The organism is Streptomyces sp. NPDC087901, assembly GCF_044742205.1.
Classification (GTDB): Bacteria; Actinomycetota; Actinomycetes; order Streptomycetales; family Streptomycetaceae; genus Streptomyces.
In genome coordinates this window covers 25,714-45,993 of sequence record NZ_JBIUUC010000011.1, presented here as the reverse complement: position 1 = coordinate 45,993, position 20,280 = coordinate 25,714, and the positions used below count along the sequence as shown (strand labels likewise).

General features: G+C 70.5%; 21 protein-coding genes. 10 read left to right on the top strand and 11 right to left on the bottom strand.

Going from position 1 to position 20,280, the window contains the following annotated elements; genetic code table 11:
- Nucleotides 1-20: 20 nt before the first annotated feature.
- Together ACIOEW_RS28820 and ACIOEW_RS28815 are read right to left on the bottom strand one after the other, a co-directional pair.
- Complete coding sequence (locus ACIOEW_RS28820) at nt 21-1,415, bottom strand: HAMP domain-containing sensor histidine kinase (RefSeq protein ID WP_362549305.1); 1,395 nt, start codon at nt 1,413-1,415, stop codon at nt 21-23.
- Between the two features lie 15 nt (nt 1,416-1,430).
- Entirely contained in the window at nt 1,431-2,123 is a 693-nt protein-coding gene (locus ACIOEW_RS28815) for a response regulator transcription factor (RefSeq protein WP_356322011.1), read from the bottom strand.
- A 320-nt stretch (nt 2,124-2,443) separates the two neighbouring features.
- Here ACIOEW_RS28815 and ACIOEW_RS28810 point away from each other — a divergent pair, with 320 nt between their 5' ends.
- From ACIOEW_RS28810 to ACIOEW_RS28775, 8 genes are all read left to right on the top strand, one after another.
- Entirely contained in the window at nt 2,444-3,232 is a 789-nt protein-coding gene (locus ACIOEW_RS28810) for an amino acid ABC transporter ATP-binding protein (RefSeq protein WP_350997293.1), read from the top strand.
- Nucleotides 3,233-3,301: 69 nt separating this feature from the next.
- On the top strand, nt 3,302-4,144 hold the full coding sequence (locus ACIOEW_RS28805; RefSeq protein ID WP_362549301.1) for a glutamate ABC transporter substrate-binding protein: 843 nt from the start codon (nt 3,302-3,304) through the stop codon (nt 4,142-4,144).
- A gap of 74 nt (nt 4,145-4,218) precedes the next feature.
- Nucleotides 4,219-4,884: an amino acid ABC transporter permease gene (locus ACIOEW_RS28800; RefSeq protein WP_362549298.1), complete on the top strand. Its 666-nt coding sequence runs from the start codon at nt 4,219-4,221 to the stop codon at nt 4,882-4,884.
- Entirely contained in the window at nt 4,881-5,771 is an 891-nt protein-coding gene (locus ACIOEW_RS28795) for an amino acid ABC transporter permease (RefSeq protein WP_401967135.1), read from the top strand. The genes ACIOEW_RS28800 and ACIOEW_RS28795 overlap by 4 nt, the downstream gene beginning before the upstream one ends.
- A 241-nt stretch (nt 5,772-6,012) precedes the next feature.
- The gene (locus ACIOEW_RS28790; RefSeq protein WP_401967132.1) at nt 6,013-7,626 is read left to right on the top strand and encodes an FAD-dependent monooxygenase; all 1,614 of its coding nucleotides are present in this window, start codon (nt 6,013-6,015) and stop codon (nt 7,624-7,626) included.
- A 32-nt stretch (nt 7,627-7,658) separates the two neighbouring features.
- The gene (locus tag ACIOEW_RS28785; RefSeq protein WP_362549525.1) at nt 7,659-7,745 is read left to right on the top strand and encodes a putative leader peptide; all 87 of its coding nucleotides are present in this window, start codon (nt 7,659-7,661) and stop codon (nt 7,743-7,745) included.
- 74 nt (nt 7,746-7,819) lie between these two features.
- Nucleotides 7,820-8,356, top strand: coding sequence for a cysteine dioxygenase (locus ACIOEW_RS28780; RefSeq protein ID WP_362549289.1), 537 nt, complete (start codon nt 7,820-7,822; stop codon nt 8,354-8,356).
- Complete coding sequence (locus tag ACIOEW_RS28775; RefSeq protein ID WP_401967129.1) at nt 8,353-8,763, top strand: rhodanese-like domain-containing protein; 411 nt, start codon at nt 8,353-8,355, stop codon at nt 8,761-8,763. Before ACIOEW_RS28780 ends, ACIOEW_RS28775 begins: the two co-directional genes overlap by 4 nt.
- A gap of 218 nt (nt 8,764-8,981) precedes the next feature.
- On the opposite strand, the gene ACIOEW_RS28770 is transcribed toward ACIOEW_RS28775, so the two are convergent.
- Both ACIOEW_RS28770 and ACIOEW_RS28765 read right to left on the bottom strand, forming a co-directional pair.
- Nucleotides 8,982-11,537 (bottom strand): FtsX-like permease family protein, encoded by a 2,556-nt coding sequence (locus tag ACIOEW_RS28770; protein ID WP_401967126.1) that lies wholly within the window; start codon nt 11,535-11,537, stop codon nt 8,982-8,984.
- Complete coding sequence (locus ACIOEW_RS28765) at nt 11,534-12,199, bottom strand: ArsR/SmtB family transcription factor (RefSeq protein ID WP_401967124.1); 666 nt, start codon at nt 12,197-12,199, stop codon at nt 11,534-11,536. Before ACIOEW_RS28765 ends, ACIOEW_RS28770 begins: the two co-directional genes overlap by 4 nt.
- Before the next feature lie 507 nt (nt 12,200-12,706).
- On the opposite strand from ACIOEW_RS28765, the gene ACIOEW_RS28760 reads away from it, so the two are divergent.
- A complete protein-coding gene (locus tag ACIOEW_RS28760; RefSeq protein WP_401967122.1) occupies nt 12,707-13,342 on the top strand; it encodes a hypothetical protein in 636 nt (211 codons plus the stop codon).
- Between the two features lie 124 nt (nt 13,343-13,466).
- Here ACIOEW_RS28760 and recX read toward each other — a convergent pair whose 3' ends face one another.
- From recX to ACIOEW_RS28740, 4 genes are all read right to left on the bottom strand, one after another.
- Nucleotides 13,467-14,216 (bottom strand): recombination regulator RecX, encoded by a 750-nt coding sequence (recX, locus tag ACIOEW_RS28755; RefSeq protein ID WP_362549274.1) that lies wholly within the window; start codon nt 14,214-14,216, stop codon nt 13,467-13,469.
- 3 nt (nt 14,217-14,219) lie between these two features.
- Nucleotides 14,220-15,350, bottom strand: coding sequence for a recombinase RecA (recA, locus tag ACIOEW_RS28750; RefSeq protein ID WP_362549271.1), 1,131 nt, complete (start codon nt 15,348-15,350; stop codon nt 14,220-14,222).
- A 301-nt stretch (nt 15,351-15,651) separates the two neighbouring features.
- Nucleotides 15,652-16,863 (bottom strand): AI-2E family transporter, encoded by a 1,212-nt coding sequence (locus tag ACIOEW_RS28745; protein ID WP_401967118.1) that lies wholly within the window; start codon nt 16,861-16,863, stop codon nt 15,652-15,654.
- 184 nt (nt 16,864-17,047) lie between these two features.
- Entirely contained in the window at nt 17,048-17,242 is a 195-nt protein-coding gene (locus ACIOEW_RS28740) for a DUF3046 domain-containing protein (protein WP_362549265.1), read from the bottom strand.
- Nucleotides 17,243-17,321: 79 nt separating this feature from the next.
- On the opposite strand from ACIOEW_RS28740, the gene ACIOEW_RS28735 reads away from it, so the two are divergent.
- Nucleotides 17,322-18,236, top strand: a complete 915-nt coding sequence (locus ACIOEW_RS28735) for a hypothetical protein (RefSeq protein ID WP_401967116.1) — start codon at nt 17,322-17,324, stop codon at nt 18,234-18,236.
- Nucleotides 18,237-18,269: 33 nt separating this feature from the next.
- Here the strand turns inward: ACIOEW_RS28735 and ACIOEW_RS28730 are convergent, their stop codons facing one another.
- From ACIOEW_RS28730 to ACIOEW_RS28720, 3 genes are read right to left on the bottom strand one after another with little or no spacing between them, the layout of a single operon-like run.
- Nucleotides 18,270-18,575: an AzlD domain-containing protein gene (locus tag ACIOEW_RS28730; protein ID WP_401967113.1), complete on the bottom strand. Its 306-nt coding sequence runs from the start codon at nt 18,573-18,575 to the stop codon at nt 18,270-18,272.
- Nucleotides 18,572-19,405: an AzlC family ABC transporter permease gene (locus ACIOEW_RS28725; RefSeq protein ID WP_401967111.1), complete on the bottom strand. Its 834-nt coding sequence runs from the start codon at nt 19,403-19,405 to the stop codon at nt 18,572-18,574. The genes ACIOEW_RS28730 and ACIOEW_RS28725 overlap by 4 nt, the downstream gene beginning before the upstream one ends.
- Nucleotides 19,406-19,415: 10 nt before the next feature.
- Complete coding sequence (locus ACIOEW_RS28720; RefSeq protein WP_401967108.1) at nt 19,416-20,279, bottom strand: AraC family ligand binding domain-containing protein; 864 nt, start codon at nt 20,277-20,279, stop codon at nt 19,416-19,418.
- Between the last annotated feature and the right edge of the window lies 1 nt (nt 20,280).

The following is a 20,280-nucleotide window of genomic DNA, read 5'->3' as shown; positions in this document are numbered from 1 at the left end:
TGCCCCGGTGGCCCGGCGCCTCAGCCCTGCGGCCCGTTGCGCGGCACCGAGACCGTCACGCGCAGCCCGTGCGGTTCGTTCCGCGCGCAGGACAGAGAGCCTGCGCTCGCGGCGAGGAGCGCCTTGGAGATGGAGAGGCCGAGGCCGGACCCCCGTACGTTCTGATGCTGGGAACTGCGCCAGAACCGGTCACCGACGCGCTCCATCTCCTGCTCGGTGAGCCCCGGTCCGCCGTCCGCCACGACGACGGTGACGCAGGTGCTGTCGGAGGCGACCGTGACCCGGACCTCCTCGTCCTCGGGGGTGAACTTGAGGGCGTTGTCGATGATGGCGTCGAGAGCGCTCGACAGGGCGATGGGATCCGCCCAGGCGGTGACGGCCGAAAAGCCGTCCGCCCGCAGCCGTACACCCTTCTCCTCGGCCACCGGCCGCCAGGAGGCGACCCGTTCGGAGCTGAGTGCTCCTATGTCCGTGAGCTGCAGATCCGCACCGGTGTGCTCGGCCAGCGCCAGATCGAGCAGGTCGTCGAGAACCTGGCCGAGGCGCTTGCCTTCCGTACGCACGGAGGCGATCTCCTGGTTGCCCTCGGGCAGTTCGAGGGCGAGCAGCTCGATCCGCAGCAGCAGTGCCGCCAGTGGATTGCGCAACTGGTGCGAGGCATCCGCGACGAAGGCGCGCTGCTGCTCCAGCACGTCCTCGACGTTGTCGGCCATCTCGTTGAACGAACGGGCCAGGCGCCTGAGTTCCGGGGGCCCGCCCGACGCCGCCACCCGGGACCGCATCCGGCCGCTGGCGATGTCGTGGGCGGCGGCGTCCAGCGTCCGCACGGGGAGCAGGACCCAGCCGGTGAGCCGGTTCGCGGCTCCGACGGCCACCAGCATCGCGATCACCTCGCCCGCGGCGATCAGCAGCCAGCCGCGGAGCGTGGCGGCGCGCATCTGGCCCGTGGGCGAGTCGATGACGACGACGGCGATCACATCGCCGTCCCGCACGACGGGAGAGGCGACGACCACCCGGCCGTCCTGCCAGGGCCAGACCTGGGGCGGATCGTGGCTGCGGCGGCCGAGCAGCGCCTCGTTGAACGCCTCGCGGCCCTCGCCCTCGACGGGCAGCCGCCAGGCCCCCGGCGCCTTGGCCATCGCGGAGTCGTCGCGGTAGAAGACGCCGGCCCGGATGCCGTACACGGAGTCGTACGTCTCCAGCTCGCCCTGGAGCGTACGGCGCCGCTCGTCGTAGCCGCTGGTGCGCTCGGTGATGAACTGGGCGAGTGCGGCGAAGCGTGCCGTGTCGTCGATGCGGTCGATCACGACGCCCTGCTGCTGGGCCGCCGCCACGCTGACGGCCAGCGGGAAGCCCAGCGCGAGCAGGACGGCCGCCATGAGGACGATGAGGAGTGGAAGCAGCCGGGTACGCAACAGGACGTACGCCTTCTACGCGGACGGTGCGACGAGGCGGTAGCCGACCCCGCGCACGGTCTCGATCAGGGCGGGCAGCCGCAGCTTGGAGCGCAGGGAGGCGACATGCACCTCCAGGGTGCGTCCCGTCCCCTCCCAGCTCGTACGCCACACCTCGCTGATGATCTGTTCCCGGCGGAACACCACCCCGGGCCGCTGGGCGAGCAGCGCGAGCAGATCGAACTCCTTGCGGGTGAGCTGGACTTCGCTCCCGTCGACACTGACCCGGCGGGTCGGAAGCTCGATGTGCACATGCCCCAGGCGCAGCGCTGCGACGGGCGTGGGAGCGGTGTCCTCGTTGCCCGTCTTGCGCCGGCTGACGGCGTGGATGCGGGCGAGGAGCTCACCGGTGTCGTACGGCTTGGTCACGTAGTCGTCGGCGCCGAGGTTGAGTCCGTGGATCCGTGAGCGGACATCGGCCCGCGCCGTCACCATGATCACGGGTACGGAGCTGCGCTTGCGGATCTTCCCGCAGACCTCGTATCCGTCCTGGTCGGGCAGGCCGAGGTCGAGGAGCACTACACCGAAGGGTTCCGTGTCGGTGGGAAGGAGCGCCTGCAGGGCCTCCTCGCCGCTGCGGGCGTGCACCACCTGGAAGCCGTGCCGCGCGAGGATCGCGGACAGGGCGGCGGCGACGTGGTTGTCGTCCTCGACGAGCAGCAGTCTCATGGCCCCCCTCTCTCTCCGTATGCGCGGTGTCTGTGCGGGCACGTACACCCCTGGTCACTTCCCCGTACCGGGGCGTTTCACGTCAGGGTGTATCAGGGCATCCACTCCGATGACCGGTGGGCCAGTCAAGTGCCCGCCCGTTACATCCGGGTTTCCGTTATGCACCCGGTACGCCCCGGGGCCCCGCAAGGCGCCCTGTTCACACGGAGTGTCCGGTTGCCGCCGGATCGTTATGCTCAATTTCCGCTCAGATGTAATGACGCTGGTCGCACTGCGTCACTAAGGTCCTTCCCAACCGAGGAGGACGGAGCAAGAAGCCGATGAGCGGAGTTTCAGTGACCAAGGGCGCCGAGGACGCTGCACCCGCGCCCGGCGGCGACCTGGTTGTCCTGAGCAACGTCAACAAGCACTTCGGCGCGCTGCATGTGCTCCAGGACATCGACCTGACGATCGCCCGTGGCGAGGTCGTGGTCGTCATCGGACCCTCCGGGTCCGGGAAGTCCACGCTGTGCCGCACGATCAACCGCTTGGAGACGATCGACTCGGGCGCGATCTCGATCGACGGAAAGCCTCTGCCCGAAGAGGGCAAGGAGCTGGCGAGGCTGCGTGCCGATGTCGGCATGGTCTTCCAGTCGTTCAATCTCTTCGCACACAAGACGGTGCTGGAGAACGTGACGCTCGGCCAGCTCAAGGTCCGCAAGGCGGACAAGAAGGCGGCCGAGGACAAGGCGCGTTCACTGCTCGACCGGGTGGGCGTCGGGACGCAGGCCGACAAGTACCCCTCCCAGCTCTCCGGCGGCCAGCAGCAACGTGTCGCGATCGCACGGGCGTTGGCGATGGACCCGAAGGTCATGCTCTTCGACGAGCCGACCTCCGCGCTCGACCCGGAGATGATCAACGAGGTGCTGGAGGTCATGCAGCAGCTCGCCCGCGACGGCATGACCATGGTCGTCGTCACCCACGAGATGGGCTTCGCGCGTTCCGCGGCCAACCGGGTCGTCTTCATGGCGGACGGGAAGATCGTCGAAGAGGCCACGCCCGACCAGTTCTTCAGCAACCCGCGCAGTGACCGGGCCAAGGACTTCCTGTCGAAGATCCTTCACCACTGATGGAGCCTTCGGCGCCGGTTTCCTGACCGGCTGATCACTCACATCGCGTCAACTCTAGGGAAACTCACCATGCAGCTTCGTAAGGTCACCGCCGCCTCGGCCGCCGTGCTCGCCCTCGCCCTGACCGCTACCGCCTGTGGTTCCGACGACAAGGACGACGCGTCCGGTTCGGGCGGCGGCAAGAAGATCACGATCGGCATCAAGATCGACCAGCCGGGTATCGGCCTGAAGACCCCGGACGGCAAGTTCACCGGCTTCGACGTCGATGTCGCCACGTACGTGGCCAAGGAACTGGGCTACGACGCCAAGGACATCAACTTCAAGGAGACCAAGAGCGCCGACCGCGAGACGGCGATCGACCGCGGCGACGTGAAGTTCATCGCCGCCTCGTACTCGATCAACGACGAGCGGCTGCAGAAGGTCGACTTCGCTGGTCCGTACCTCCTTGCCCACCAGGACATCCTGGTCCGCGCGGACGACGACTCCATCAAGTCGCCCGAGGACCTGAACAACAAGAAGCTCTGCTCGGTCGCCGGCTCGACCTCGGCGAAGAACGTCCACGACACGCTGGCCCCGAAGGCGCAGCTCCAGGAGTACGGCGGCTACTCCGAGTGCCTGACCGGCCTGGAGAACAAGGCTGTTGACGCGCTGACCACCGATGACAGCATCCTGGCCGGTTACGCCGCCCAGGACGCCAACAAGGGCAAGTTCAAGCTGGCCGGCTTCAAGATGACCAACGAGAACTACGGCATCGGCCTGAAGAAGGGCGACGCCGACCTCAAGAAGAAGATCAACGACGCGCTCACCAAGATGGTCTCGGACGGCTCGTGGGACAAGGCCGTGGAAGCCAACTTCGGTCCGGCGGGCTACAAGAACGAAGAAGCTCCGAAGATCGGCAACGTCGTCAAGTGAAGCAGGGCTGACCGGGCGCGCCGCCACTGACGGCGGCGCGCCGTGCCCTCCTACACGCGGAAGCGCGGGAGATCGTGTTCGACTTTCTTGATGGTTACGACCTGTTGGGGGCCTTCTGGGTGACGGTGCAACTCACCGTCTACTCCGCCCTCGGCTCCCTCATATGGGGAACGCTGCTGGCCGGCATGAAGGTCAGCCCGGTCCCCCTGATGCGCGGTTTCTCGACCGGCTATGTGAACGTGGTCCGGAACATTCCGTTGACCGTGATCGTCCTCTTCTCGTCGCTGGGCCTGTTCCAGACGCTCAACGTCAAGCTCGGCGCCAGCGACTTCACAGACATCAACTTCCGGCTCTCGGTGCTCGCGCTGAGCGCCTACACCGCTGCCTTCGTGTGCGAGGCGCTGCGGTCCGGCATCAACACCGTCCCGGTCGGTCAGGCCGAGGCCGCGCGCGCCCTCGGGCTCAGCTTCACCCAGGTGCTGCGGCTGATCATTCTTCCGCAGGCGTTCCGGTCGGTGGTCAATCCGCTGGCCAACGTACTCATCGCCCTGACGAAGAACACCACCGTCGCGTCGGCGATCGGGGTGGCGGAAGCCTCGTACCTGATGAAGGGCATGATCGAGGCCGAGGCCCAGCTGATCCTGATCTCTGCGGTGTTCGCCTTCGGCTTCGTCGTCCTGACCCTCCCGACCGGCCTCCTTCTCGGCTGGGTGAGCAAGAAGGTGGCGGTGAAGCGATGAGCTCCGTCCTCTATGACGCCCAGGGGCCGCGCGCCAAGCGGCGCAACATCCTGTACACCGTGCTGTTCGTGCTCGCCGCGGCGGCCGCGGTGTGGTGGGTGTACGACGGCCTCGCCTCCAAGCACCAGCTCGACTGGATCAAGTGGAAGCCGTTCTTCACCAGCTCCCAGCCGTGGGAGACGTACCTCTGGCCGGGGCTTCAGAACACGCTCAAGGCCGCGTTCTTCGCACTGATCATCGCGCTGCCGCTGGGCGCCCTGTTCGGGATCGGCCGGCTTTCGGACCATCGGTGGCTGCGGGCTCCGTCCGGTGTGGTCGTGGAGTTCTTCCGCGCCATTCCGGTACTGATCCTGATGATCATCGCGAACGCCGTGTACTCCGAGTACACGAACATCGACACCGACACCCGTCCCCTGTACGCCGTGATCACCGGTCTGGTGCTCTACAACGCCTCGGTGCTCGCCGAGATCGTGCGCGCAGGCATCCTGACGCTCCCCCAGGGGCAGACCGACGCGGCCAAGGCGATCGGCATGCGCAAGGGCCAGACCATGGTCTTCGTTCTGCTGCCGCAGGCGGTCACCGCCATGCTGCCCGCGATCGTCAGCCAGCTCGTGGTGATCGTGAAGGACACCGCGCTGGGTGGCGCGATGATGACGTTCCCCGAACTGCTGGCGTCCGTCCGGCCGATGTCGGCCAACTACGGCGCGAACACCATCGCGTGCTTCACGATCATCGCCGTGATCTACATCGCGGTGAACTTCTCCCTCACCTCGTTCGCGAGCTGGCTGGAGCGACGGCTCCGGCGGAGGAAGAAGAGCGACGGCGAGGGGGGCGCACCGACGACGGTCGGTGAGCCGGTGCTCGTCATGGACTCGGCCTCCACCTGACGCATCGTCGACAGATCTCCGCGCGAGGGGCGGTGGCGCACATGCCACCGCCCCTCGCCGCGTTCCGGTGTCACTTGACGCACGCACCCCCAGTAGGTTGCATACGTTCTGTGATCGCGCCCCGAGCCTCCGCTGCCGCATCTCCTTCGACGCCGCCCTCCGTCTCAGGGGCCGCCCCGGCCTCCTCGCTCCGCTCGTGCGCCTCCGTGCGTCCGGCCACAGGTGTTCCGGGGGCCGCGCCGTGGACCCGGTGATCATCGTCGGTGCCGGGCCGGTCGGCCTGGTGCTGTCGCTCGCTCTCGCGGCCCAGGGCGTGCCGTCCGTGCTCCTCGACGAGGACCCGGGCAAGGACGAGACGCGCCCGGCCCGCACGGTCGTGCTGCGCGAGGACACCGCCGATCTGGTGGAGCGGCTCGGCTGCAAGACGCTCCAGGACGAGGGCCTGCGCTGGTCCGGCTGGCGGTCCATGCGGCGCCGGCAGCTGGTACGCGAGCTCCCGCTCGGCGAGGGTGCACCCGACGGCGATCCGCCGGCCGCCCCCGTCCACGTACCGCAGCACGCGCTGGTGCGGGGGCTGCGGGACGCGGTCGCCGCGCAGGAACTCGTGCAGACCGCGCGGCTCAGCCGCATCGACACGCTGGAGCAGGACCCGGACGGGGTCACGGTGCACACGCGCGAGCCCGGTTCCACCTGGTGGCGCGGGAGTTACCTGGTCGGCTGCGACGGGGCACGGTCCACCGTGCGCAAGCTCCTCGACATCCGGTTCCCCGGGCGTACGGCGGTGGAGCGGCATGCCGTCGCCGCGCTGCGCACCGAGCTGCCCTGGCCCGGCGAAGCCGTACTGCACCGGCTGCCGCCCTGGCGCACCGGTGGTGCCGAGGTCACCGCGCGGCCGCTCCCGGACGGTGTCTGGCGGCTGGACTGGCTGCTGCCGCCACGTGGCGAACTCGTCACGCCGGACGCCCTCGTCACCCGGGTCCGGGACACCCTGGCGGGCTGGTGCGGCGAGACACCCCCGTACGAACTGCTGGACACCGGCGTCTACACGCTCCACCACCGGCTCGCCCGGAGGTGGCGGGTGAAGAGGGCTTTCCTCGCCGGGGACGCCGCACATCTGCTGGGCGCCCTCGGCACCCAGGGGCTCGACGAGGGGCTCCGGGACGCCGAGAACCTGGCGTGGAAGCTGGCATTGGCCTGGCATCAGGGCGCGTCCGATGTGCTCCTCGACAGCTACCAGGCCGAGCGCCGGGCGGCGGTCGCCTCGCGGCTGCGCGCCGCCGACCAGTCGCTGCCGATACTGCGGGGCGGCGGGGGTCTGCGGACCCTGGTCCCGGGGAGCGCACGGGGGCACGATTCGCTGCTCACCGACGGGCATCTGGGTTGTGGCCCTCTCGGTGCGCCCCCGTCCTACTCCCATTCCCCCCTTGCGCCCCCACGCGCCGAGGCGCACACCACCGTGGGTACGCCCCCCGGTGCGCCGGTCGCGGATGTACGGGTCACCGCGCCGGACGGAACGCCCGTACGGCTCAGGGAACGGCTCGGGCAGGGGCATCTGCTCGTGGTGCTCGTGGCGCCGGGTACGGGGGTCTGGGACCGGCGACACTGGATGCGGGCCGGGGTCATGCCCCGGCTCGTCGAGACGGTCGACGGCATGCCGGTGAAGGCCGAGCTGCTGGTGACCGAGAGCTATCCGGGTGCATCCGCGCACACCGTGCTGCTCGTCCGGCCGGACGGCCATCTCGTGGAGTCGTTCGGCGGGGTCAGGCCGGCGGACCTCCTCGCGGCGGCGGACGCGGCGCGCGGCGGCGCGGTCCTCGCCTCCGTACGCTCCGGCCGGACCGCAGACGTCAATTGACCGACGCAGGCGCGCATGGTCTACTCCGGAACATGACCGACACCGATGTGCGCCTGTGGCGGAGGGTCCATGTGGACCTGCTCCGCTATGCGGGCTGTGTGTGTCGCCCGTCCTGCTGAATCGCCTTCTCCTGCTCCGTCGCGCGCTGTGACGTGCGGCCGGGGCGTCCACGCGAACTCTCAGGACGGTCCCTGTGTCTGCCTCCCCCTCACCTGTTCCCGTACGTACGTCCGACCCCGGTCCGACCGCCGCGGAACTGCTCGACTTCGTCCGCCGCACCGCCGCGGACACCGCACTCATCGGCTCGCTCCCCCTCGACCCCGAGGGCCGTACCTGGATCCGGCTCGACGGACCCGGCGGCAGCGAGGCCTGGCTGATCGGCTGGCCGCCCGGCACCGGAACCGGCTGGCACGACCACGCCGACTCGATCGGCGCCTTCCTCACCGCGGCCGGCACGCTGAAGGAACACTCGCTCGCGGCGCGGCTGCCCACCGACGGCTGGAAGACCCTCGAGCTGGCCGAGGACATCGACCGGTCACGGGAGTTGACCGCAGGTCAGGGCAAGGCGTTCGGCCGGCACCACGTCCACGAGGTGCTGAACGAGTCCGTCACGGAGCACGCCGTCTCCGTCCACGCGTACTACCCGCCGCTGCCTCAGATCCGGCGCTACAGCCGCACCGGCGCGGTGCTCCGCCTCGAGCAGACCGAACGCCCGGAGGACTGGCAGTGAGCGACGTGCGGCACGAGGGTGGGGACGACCAGGTCGGGATCGACGAGCTCCTGGAACGGGTCCGGGCCGGATACGAACGGCTCGGACCACAGGAGGCGAAGGCTGCGGCCGCGGAGGGCGCCCTGCTCGTGGACATCCGCTACGCGGAACTGCGGGCGCGGGACGGGCTGATTCCCGGGGCTCTGGTCGTCGAGCGCAACGAACTGGAATGGCGGCTGGACCCGCAGGGCAGCCACCGCGCGGCGGAGGCCGTGAGCCACGGTCTGCAGGTGGTGGTGATCTGCAACGAGGGGTACGCGTCGAGCCTCGCCGCCGAGTCGCTGCACCGGCTCGGGCTGTACCGGGCGACGGACCTGATCGGCGGCTTCCAGGCCTGGCGCGCGGCGGGGTTCCCGGTCGAGGTGTGACCGGGGGGCGGACCGCGAGCCTCTCTGGACCAGGGGCCTCTCCGGACCGGTGACCGCTTCGGACCGGTGACCGCTCCGGACCGGTGGTCTCTCCGGACCGTTGGCCTCTCCGGACCGGGGCCCTGGCAGGCTCCCGGTCGAGGCATGAAGCCCGGCAGGCTCCCGGTCGAGGTGCGGCCGGGAGCCTCACCGGCCCGGGGAGGCTCCCGGGCCGTCGGTCACCGGCTCGTGACGGCCTCGACCGGGCGGGCCTTCAGGGCCAGCCGGCCGGGCAGTGCCGTCGCGATCAGGGCGAGCAGCGCGGCGGCGCCCACCACGGCCGCGTACGACAGTGGCCTCATGGTGGGCGCCGCACCGCCCGTCATCCCGATGCTGAAGGCGGTCAGTACGGCGAGCGCGATCCCGGTGCCGAGAGCGGCAGCGACGAGCAGGACCGACAGTGCCTCGATACGGAGCATCCGCAGCACCTGTCGGCGGGTCGCCCCGGCCAGCCTGAGGAGCGCGAACTCCTTGAGCCGCTCGGAGACCGACATGGCGAGCGTGTTGACGACGGCGATGGCGGTGAAGGCCAGGACCAGCCCCATGGCGAGCAGATTGACCTCGGCGTTCTCCTGCTGACGGTCCACCTGGAGCCGGTCGGCTGCGGCAGGCGGGACAACCGTGACGCCCGGGAACTTCCGTACCACGGCCGCCAGTTCGCCGCGGCTCGCGTCGCCTGCGACCAGGACGGTCGCCGCTAGGGGATTGTCCATGTGCTGGGCGAGCAGGTCGTGCGGAAGCGTCAGATCGCCGAAGCCCAGCCCGCGGCGGTAAACGGCCGCGACCGTGAGGGTGGCGGGGGTGCCGTCGCCGAGGTGCAGGTTCAGTTCGCTGCCGGGGCGCAGGCCCAGCTGGTCGGCGGCCAGTTCGCTGATCGCGGCGGAGCGGGAGTCCGCGGCGAACGAAGCGAGCGACCCGCCCGTCACGTCGGGGTCCCAGGTGTGTGCGAGACCTGCTGGGGTGACTCCCTGGGCCGGGTACTTGGTGAGCCCGACCCGGACGGTCGTGCGGACAACCTCCGTCGCGGCGGTGACCCCGGGCGTCGAACGGGCCGCCTCGGCGGCATCCGCCGGCACGCCGGGGCCCTGCGCGCCCAGCACCCAGGTGGCACGGACGCCCTCACGGGCCTGGGCCAGGGCGGCGTCGCCGAGCGTCGGCTGGACGAAGAGAACCGTGCAGGTCATGCCGATGAGCAGGGTGAGCGGGGTGACGACGGAGGCCATCCGGGTGGAGTGCCCGCGGATGTTCGCCGTGGCCAGGATGCCGACGTGTCCGGCCACCCGGAGCACGCCTGCCAGCAGAACGGCGGCCCCTCGGACAAGGAGCGGGCCGAGCAGCGACACCGCCGTGGCCAGCACCACCACGGCCAGGAAGGTCACCGGTGTCGAGGCGGCCTCGGTGTGCAGGATGCTCAGTACGGCGACGAGCACCCCGCCGCCGATGAGCAGGACCAGACCGGCGGCGATGCGGCCCCGTGCCGGGCGGCGGCGCTCGACCGCGGACTCGGCCATGGCCTCGGCGGGCCGGAGGCGGGCGATACGACGGCCGGAGATGCGGGCGGCGGCCCAGGCACCGAGGAGTGTGACGGCGAGGGCGGCGCAGGCGGGAAAGATCCCGGCCGTCCGCTCCAGCGTCGCCGGAACCACGCCCATGTCGATGAATCGACTGTGCAGCCAGTCGGCCAGCGGCAGCCCGGCAAGCGCGCCCAGCGCGCCGGCGACGGCACCCACCACCAGCGCCTCACGGCCGAGCAGGCGGCGGATCTGCCGTGACGTGGCGGCGATGCTACGCAGCAGCGCCAGTTCGCGGTGGCGTTGCTGGATGGAGAGCGCGAAGGTCCCGACGACCACGAGTACCGCGACCAGCAGCGAGGTGCCGCCCATGGCACCACCCATGGAGACCAGCTTGACCCGTGCGGCCGCGGCATCCAGGAACTCCACCGGGCCGCGTTCGTCTCCCGTCGAGACCTGGGCGGTGGTGCCCTTGAGGGCTTGCGCGACCTGCTGCTTCAACCGGTCGGTGTCCACACCGGCCGCGGGCAGCACGCCCAGTGCGGAGACCTGGCCGGGGCGGGCGGCAAGGCGTCGGGCCTCCGCCGTGGAGAAGAACAGCGAGGTCTGCTGCCGGAGTTCGCCGTGCCCGTCCGGGGCGGCGATGCCGCTGACACGGTAGGTGCGAGGAGCCCGGGTGGACTGCACGGTGAGCCGGTCGCCGGTCGTGAGGCCTGCCCGCTCGCTGAGTCCCCGGTCGATCACGACCTCATCGGCGGAAGCCGGGGCACGGCCTGCGGTGAGGGCGAACGGGGTGAGCGGGGCGGAGTCCCAGGAGTGGCCGTACGAGGGCAGGGCGCTGCCTCCCGCGTGGCCGGGGAGTCCCAGGGGCTCGGCGAGGAAGGTGAGTTCGGGAACGACCGCCCGCACACCCTCCAGGGTGCGAATCCGGTCGGCAGCGGTGGCGGGGAGCCAGGCGCGTTCGGCGACCGGCTTGGCCTTGTGTTTGACCTTCGTCTTCCCGTTGCCCTTGTGCTTCACGGTGGTCCGGTGGACGTTCTGGTCCGCGGAGACGAGGAGGGGCGTCGCGGCGTAGCGCTCGGTGGCGATCCGTCCGCGCAGGCCCGTCTCCAGGAGGGTGCCGCAGGCGGTGACGAGTGCGGCGGCGCACATGAGGGCAAGTAGCGCTCCGAGGAATCCCCCTTTGCGGTGGCGGATCGTCCGCAGGGCATAGCGCAGCATCATGATGCGTCCGTCTCTGTGCTGTTGTCGTCCGTGGAGGCATCTCCAGATCCGAGGGCCTCGTTGCCCGGCCCGGGGAAGGCGAGCAGGCGGGTGTGGACCGTGCGGGCGCCCGGCGGGGTCTCTGCGTCGGGGCGCTTGTAGCGGTTCATCAACGCGATGTACTCCTCGAAGAACTCCTGGAGTTCGGGGAGCGTGAGCCGCAGCGAGCCGCGTGAGTAGGTATGGCCGTCGGCCCATCCGTCGGCGTCCCGCTCGTCGGCGCCCCGGGTCACCGCAGCACCGCTCTCGCGCTGGAGCCGCTCGAAGAGCGCGAGATCGGCGGCGTACGCATGGCGGTTCAGCTCGTCCATGACGACCCGCATCCCGGGTGTCCGGCGGGACGGCGGCGGAAACCGGCGGTCACCGGGAACGGCCCGCCACCATCGCGCCCTGCGCGCACCCGGCTCCTGCGGCACGGTGTCGGCGACGAAGCCGTACCGGGCCAGTTCGCGCAGGTGGTAGCTGGTGGCCCCGGTGTTCAGGCCCAGAGCGCGGGCAAGGAGCGCCGATGTCGCGGGGCCGTGCAGGGTGAGGTGTTGAAGGATCTGCTGGCGTCGCGGCTGGGCGAGGGCCTTGAGGGCGGCCAGCTCCGTGATCTCGGTACCACCGGGCTTCTCTGGCATGCATCACACACTGCTCTGTGCACAGATACCTGTGCACTGGAGCGTTCCGGCGTCTTCGTAGGGGGGCTTTCCCCCGTGCCATGACCAAGGAAGGGGGGCACCCGCGCCGTGGCCGGGCGGCCAAGCGCCGTGGCCGAGGCGGGGCCGCGCCGTGGCCTCGCGCCGGGGCCTCGCGCGTGACCGGGCCAGGCCCCGCGCCGCGCCGAGGCGGGGCCGCGCCACGACCGGGCCGGGCCCCGCGCCGTGGCCGCGCACGCCCCCCGGCCACGATCCGTCGGCTCGTGTCCCCGCCGCCGCCCGGGTCCCTTCCCCAGCTTTGATCAACCGCTTCGAATCACCGGTGGGATGCCCGGTGGGAATCACCGGCGGGATCCCCGGAATCCGTAGCAACACACCCATTTGGCCTTGCTCCGGTGGAGCGAACCGCGGGCCGGACGGACATTCGGCTCAACGCCAAGCACCGCTACGGCGTCGCCATGCCACCGCTACGACGGGGAGCCCGCACCCATGCCGACCACCGCCCTCACCCCCGACGAACTCGACGTCCAGGCCGCTCGCCTCCACGACACGGAGGCCTGGCAGCAGATCGTCACGGGCTGGGAACTCACTGCCCCGGAGCCCCCGCACCCCGTCTCACCCGAAGACGCGCAGGCGAGGCCAGCCCCCTCGGGCGACTGGCGCAGTCTGCTGTCCGTGCCTGTGGATCAGCTCATCGCCGACACGGTGCGCGCGCTGCCCGCGGCCCTTCCGCGCGAGCGTCCGCTTCCCGGGCGTCTCGGTGCCGTACTGCCCGACCGGCTCCATGCCTGGCGCCGCATCGGACAGCCGGAGGTGCGACCCTCCGTCCACCTCGCCCATGCACGGCAGATCCTCACCGAATGGGGCTGGCAGAACACCCCCTACCGGCTCCGTAACGCCCGGGGTGCCCGATGCGTCTGCGGCGCCATGCTCACTGCGCACCGCCTGGGATACGGATCGGTGCACACCGTCGACCGGGCCGGCGCCTGGCTGATCTCCGAACTCCGCTCCCAGGGCTGGACCGGACTGATCGGGCCCTGGAACCGCTACCCGGGGCGCACAGCCGCGGACGCTCTCGCCCTGATCGACGCCACCATCAGCCGTGCCGCCCGCGCCGGGCAGTAGCGGCCGGCCAACGGCGAACGGGTACGACGTGACCGGACCGAACCGGAGGCAACCAACCGAACGAGCGCGAGCGCGCTGAGAACCGGACCGGACCGTGACGCTCTGAACGAGCTGCCGGTGACACTCAGAACGGGTCGTCCAGCCCCTCGGTGTCCTCGCCTTCCTCCTCCAGGGCCCGGCGCACCACCCGCAGGGCCATTCCCTCCCCGTACCCCTTGCGGGCGAGCATCCCCGCAAGGCGGCGAATCCGCTTGTCGCGTTCCAGGCCCCGGGTGGACCGGAGCTTGCGTGCGACGAGCTCACGCGCCGTCTCCTCCTCCTGCTCGGAGTCGAGCTGACCGACGGCCTCGTCGATCACGGAGGCGTCCACGCCCTTGGTCCGCAGCTCACGGACGAGCGCGCGGCGGGCCAGACCGCGGCCGTGGTGCCGGGATTCCACCCAGGCACCGGCGAACGCGGCGTCGTCGATCAGCCCGACGTCCTCGAAACGCGACAGCACTTCTTCGGCCACCTCGTCCGGGATCTCCCGCTTGCGCAGGGCATCCGCGAGCTGCCGGCGGGTGCGCGCGGTCCCGGTGAGCAGCCGCAGGCAGATGTTGCGCGCCTGCTCGACCGGGTCCCGCGGCTCCCCCTTCTCGGCCCTCGACGAGGAAGGGGAGCCGCTGCTTCTGGAACGGGAGCGGGAACGGCGCCCGGCCCCCTCGCCGAATCCATTCCCCGAACCCGTGCCTCTGCCCTCGCCGGCCCCCGTTGCCGGCTCGTGGAAGAGGTCGGATTCGCCATCGGATCCGGTGGTGTGTCCGGCGGCGGATTCGGGGCCGGGACCCGCGCCGGATTCTGCGGCGCTGCCCGGCCACTCCGTACGACGCGTCACGGTCTAGCTCTTGGCCGCCGCCGTCTTGGCCGGCTTGGCCTTGCCGGCCGGAGCGGGCACCGACTTCGCGGCGCCGTCGGCCGGAGCCGCTGCGGCTCCTGCGGCGTCCGCGCCGGGCTCGGCCGATGCAGTCTCGGGCCGCACACCGACGCCCAGCTTCTCCAGGATCTTCTTCTCGATCTCGTCGGCGAGATCGGGGTTGTCCTTGAGGAAGTTGCGGGCGTTCTCCTTGCCCTGGCCGAGCTGGTCGCCCTCGTACGTGTACCAGGCGCCGGCCTTGCGCACGAAGCCGTTGTCCACGCCCATGTCGATCAGTCCGCCCTCGCGGCTGATCCCGTGGCCGTAGAGGATGTCGAACTCGGCCTGCTTGAAGGGCGGCGCGACCTTGTTCTTGACGACCTTGACGCGGGTGCGGTTGCCGACGGCGTCGGTGCCGTCCTTGAGCGTCTCGATCCGTCGGATGTCGAGGCGCACCGAGGCGTAGAACTTGAGCGCGCGGCCACCGGTGGTGGTCTCCGGCGAGCCGAACATCACACCGATCTTCTCGCGGAGCTGGTTGATGAAGATCGCGGTGGTCTTGGACTGGTTGAGCGCGCTGGTGATCTTCCGGAGCGCCTGGCTCATCAGACGGGCCTGCAGACCGACGTGCGAGTCGCCCATCTCGCCCTCGATCTCCGCACGGGGCACCAGGGCCGCGACGGAGTCGATGACGATCAGGTCGAGGGCGCCCGAGCGGATCAGCATGTCCACGATCTCGAGAGCCTGCTCACCGTTGTCCGGCTGGGACAGGATGAGGTTGTCGATGTCGACACCGAGCCGCTTCGCGTACTCCGGGTCGAGTGCGTGCTCCGCGTCGATGAAGGCCACCGTGCCGCCGAGCTTCTGCGCGTTCGCCACGGCGTGCAGCGTCAGCGTCGTCTTACCGGAGGACTCCGGCCCGTACACCTCCACCACACGGCCGCGCGGCAGGCCGCCGACGCCGAGCGCGACGTCGAGCGCGGTCGAGCCGGTGGGGATCACCTCGATGGGCTCGTTCGGCCGCTCGCCCAGGCGCATCACCGCGCCCTTGCCGAATTGCCGTTCAATCTGTGCGAGTGCGGCGTCCAGCGCCTTCTCGCGGTCGTTTCCTGCCATGGGTTCCACCCGATTTGCTTGAGTCGATCGCTTCACGTCAAAGACGCTAACCCCTGCCACTGACAATGGGCCTCGACGTCCTCCCGGCCTGTGGACAACTCCACGGTCGAGCCCGGGAAAACCCGGCCGGAATCCCATGAGAACGGATGTTCGATTTTGGTGTCAAGCGCACCACGCCGCACCGACTCGCCCCAAGGATAGCGCCCTAGCATCGGCGAACCGGGGAGTCAATGACACGTGAGCGACGCCATACCGAATACCGGCCGTAAGGGGACAACGCAGCCCGGAGGCACCCCACGCCTCAGGAGCGCGACTGAGGGCCCGGGCCCCGTCCCTCCTCGCCCTGACCCTCCTCGCCTTCTCCCTCCTCGCCTTCTCCCTGCGCGTCCTCGGCCTCGCCCTCAGGGGCACGCCAGAGCCGGCGCAGCCGCACGGACAGCGATTCGCCGCGCCGCCACTGATGGCGTCCGTGCACCCGGGGATCGTCCGTGACGTCGTAGCGCTTCACATAGGCGCCGAGGAAGGCCTGCAGCGTGGCCACGGCCGGGATGGCGATCAGCGCACCGACGGCCCCCATCAGTGCCGTACCGGCGACGACCGAGCCGAAGGCGACCGCCGGGTGGATGTCGACGGTCTTCGAGGTCAGCTTGGGCTGCAGCACGTAGTTCTCGAACTGCTGGTACACCACGACGAATCCGAGGACCCACAACGCGTACCAGGGGTCGACGGTGAACGCGATCAGCATCGGCAGCGCGCCCGCCAGATACGTACCGATCGTGGGGATGAACTGCGAGACGAGCCCGACCCAGACCGCGAGCACCGGCGCGTACGGCACGCCGAGGGCCAGCAGCAGGATGTAGTGCGCGATGCCTGAGATGAGCGCCATCAGGCCACGCGAGTAGAGATATCCGCCCGTCTTGTCGACCGCGATCTCCCAGGCCCGCAGCACTTCCGCCTGGCGGGCGGGCGGGAGGACGGAGCACAGTGCGCGGCGCAGCCGGGGGCCGTCGGCCGCGAAGTAGAACGAGAACAGGAAGATCGTCAGCAGTCGGAACAGGCCGCCGAGGACCGTGGTGGACACGTCGAGTACGCCGGTCGCACTGTTCTGGACGTACTTCTGCAGCCAGTCGGAGTGCAGCAGGCTGTCCTGCACCTCGACGCGGGAGAGCTCCGTGTGGAAGGTCTGGTTGACCCAGTTGATCACCGAGTCGAGGTACTTCGGGAAGTCCTCCACCATGTCGACGATCTGGCCCGCGAGCATCGAACCGAGCAGCACGACGAATCCTGCGCCGGCGATCAGCACGCCGAGGAAGACCAGGAAGGTGGCGAAGCCCCTGCGCATGCCGCGAGCCGACATCCGGCTCACCGCGGGCTCGATCGCGAGCGCCAGGAAGAAGGCGATCAGCACATTGATCAACAGGCCGATGAGCTGGTCGAACGCCCAGCTGCCGAGCCGGAAGCAGGCGTAGAGCGCCAGCGCCAGCACCATGGCACGCGGCAGCCAGCCGGGCATGCGGGCACTCCCCGTGCCGGACGGCGGGGCGGGTGGCGCGGCCGGCGGGACGGGCGGGGTGGGGGGCGGCTGGGTCTGAGCTGTCTCGTCTGTCGGTGCCACGGAGCAAGTCTCGCCTACTGCTGGGACAACCGGGCGCGCACCCCGGAAGACGGGCCTCCGCCGCGCCGCGCCGGCCTGCGCCTCAGCGTCTGTCCGCGGGGATGCCGACCGCCGTGCAGACCCCGCGCCAGACGTCCTTGGCCTCCCACCCCTCGTCAAGGGCCTGCCACACCGTGCGCCCGCCGAGCTCCGCCATCACATGGTCACGCGCGAAGGAATCGGCGTATCCCGCGCCGAAGTGGTCCGCCATCCGTTCCCAGAAAATCGTCAACCGCATGCCACCAGTATCCCGCTCCTGAGAGTGCAGCCGGGCCGCCCGGCCTTGCCGAGAGCGCTTACCGTCCTACGGTCGGTCCATGGCTGGAACCGGAACAAGTCCCCTCAACCGTGCCGAGCAGTTCATCTGGCTCACGGCCCGTGTCCTCGAGCAGCGGCGATTCGCCCATCACTTCCTGAAGGGAAGTGCGGACGCCGTGGAAACGGCGCTCGCCGCCTATCTCAACGAGGACGGCGGGTACGGGCACGCGCTCGAACCCGATCTGCGCGGCCCCGTCAGTCAGCCGCTGCACACCGCACACGCGCTGAGCGTCCTCGACTCCATCGACCGCTGCGGCGGGCTCCGGGTGGAACGCATCTGCCGATTCCTCACCGCCGTGTCCACCAAGGAGGGAGCCTTACCTGCTCTGCTTCCCTCACAACGCGGCTACCCGGCCGCGCCGTTCATCCCGATCGTCGACCATCCCCCTGCCGAGCTCCTGGTCACCGGGCCCGTCGTCGGGCTGCTCCACCGCAATTCGGTGTGGCACGCCTGGCTGTTCCGGGCCACCGACTTCTGCTGGGCGGCCGTCGACGCACTGGAGGTGTCGCACCCCTATGAGATCGAGGCCGCGGTCGCCTTCCTCGACGGTGCGCCGGACCGGCCACGCGCCGAGGCCGCGGCCGACCGGCTCGGACGCCTGGTGCGCGACCAGCGGCTCGCCGTCCTGAACCCGGAACGGCGCGCGGAGTATCCGGTGGCGCCCGGATATGCGCCAAGTGAGCAGCACTTTTCGTACGACTACGCCCGCGCGCCCGAATCGCTCGCCCTGCGTTGGTTCACCGACGCGGAGATGGATCGCGCGCTGGACCATCTGGCGGCCGGGCAGGAGGCGGACGGCGGCTGGCCGGTGACCTGGCGGCAGTGGGCGCCGGGAACCGCCCTGGAGGGGCGCCCCCTGGTCACGCTCAGAGCCCTGCAGACCCTGCGGGCGTACGGGCGCGGCCTGGATTGACCACGCCGAGCAGGGACCGTCCGTGTGCGCCGGCTAGCCGAGCGCGCGCACGCCGGCGGTGACGGCCACGGCCACTCCCACGACGACGAGGAAGGGCGCGCGGAGGACGAGGGCGAGAGCCGCTGCGGCGAGGCCCGCGCCCTTGGCGTCGAGCACCAGCTGCTGTCCGTCGCCGAAGGCCTGCTGCGCGGTCAGAGCGGCCAGCAGAGCCACCGGCAGAAGGGCGGCGAGACGCTGCACGAGGGGGCGCTCCAGGGCGCCGGCCGGCACCAGAAGGCCGAGGAGCTTGGCGAGGTAGCAGCCGACGGCGGTCAGCGCGATGGCGATCCAGACGTTCATCGGCCGTCCTCCGGCGTGGTGGTGCACTGTTGCCCGACATCCCCGATATCCCCGGCATCCCCGGCATCCCGGGCTTCCCTCGGGCCCGGCGCCGTGTCCTTGTCGCGTCCCGTCAGAAAGAGGACGACGGGCGCCGCGAGCGCGGACAGCAGTACGGGCACCCCGGCGGGCAGTACCGGCAGCAGACCGAGGGCGAGCAGAACGGCGAGCGCGGCGGTGACCCGCTCCGTCGTGCTCCTCAGCATCGGTGCGAGCAGGGCGAGGAAGGCGGCGGGACCTGCCGCGTCCAGCCCCCAGGCGGCGGTGTCGCCGAGCGCCTCGGCACCCAGCGCACCGACCAGCGTGGTGAGGTTCCACAGCACATAGAGCGTGAGCCCGGTGACGGTGAAGCCGATCCGGGCAGCCCGCCGGGTGGGCTGGGGCAGCGTCACAGCCGTCGTCTCGTCGATCACCCACTGGGCGGCGAAGGGGCGCACGGCCCGCGGGAGCGCGAGAAGCTGCGACAGCCGCAGGCCGTAGAAGGAGTTGCGTACGCCGAGGAAGAAGGCGCCGGCCGCCGCGGTGTACGGGTTGCCGCCGGCGGCAAGTGCGCCCACCAGAGCGAACTGCGAGGCGCCGGTGAAGACGAGGAGGCTGAGCGCGCAGGTCTGCAGCAGGCTCAGCCCGGATCCGGCCGAGGTGACGCCGAAGGCGAAGCCTGAGAGACCGACGGCCATGCCGACGCCGAGAGCGTCACGTACGACGGCGGCGTCCGGCTTGGCACCGGCGGTGCTCGCACTGCTGTCGGGCGGGCCGACCGCGTTCTGAGGGGGTGCTGTCTGTTCTGCCACGTCCGGCACGCTATCCGGGCAGGTCGGGGCCGGTCTTGTACGTTCTTGCGCGTTCGCGCCGGTAGGCGCCGGGTGGCACCCCCACGATCCGGGTGAAATGGCGGTTGAGATGCGGCTGGTCGGTGAAGCCGACCGCGGCGGCAGCCTCGGCGGGGGTGGTGCCCGCGTCGAGCATCCGCCGTGCACGCCGGACCCGGGCGTCGGTGAGCCAGGTGTGCGGCGGCATCCCGTACTGCTTCTTGAAGGCACGGAGCAGGGCGAACGGGCTCGTGCCGAGTTCGGTGGCCAGTGCCTCCAGGGTGGGCGGCTCGGTCATCCTGCTCTCCAGTACGGCACGGGCACGCGTCGCGTCCCGCACGCCGGCCGCCCTGGCCGTGCCGGCGGGCAGCGCACTGCCGTGCCGGGTGAGCAGACGCGTGACCATGACCCGCAGCACGCTGTCCGCCGCGAGTGCGTTTCCCTCCTCCGCCGCGCGGTGGACCTCCCCGATCAGCCGGGCCGCGTACGGATCGACGACTCCGGTCTCCGTGAAGCCGACCGTGCCGCGCAGGTTCGTCGTATCGGCCGCGATGTCGTTGATCACCTGGGAGGACGGGTAGAGCGTGGCGTACACCCACCCCTCGGGCACACCGGCGCGGGCGGTGTGCGTGACCTCCGGATTGATCATGACGACGGTGCCGGGCCCCGCGTGGATCGTTCCGCCGGGCAGCCCGACGTCCTCGACACCTTGGGTGATGGTGCCGAACACATAACCCTCGTGGCTGTGGCGGGGGAAGGTGTGGCGGATGTAGCGGGCCCGCAGCAGGTCGAGGTCGGGCAGTTCCGCGTACTGCCAGTGCCTCGCCCATTCCGCCGGTCCCGATACTGCTGCCATG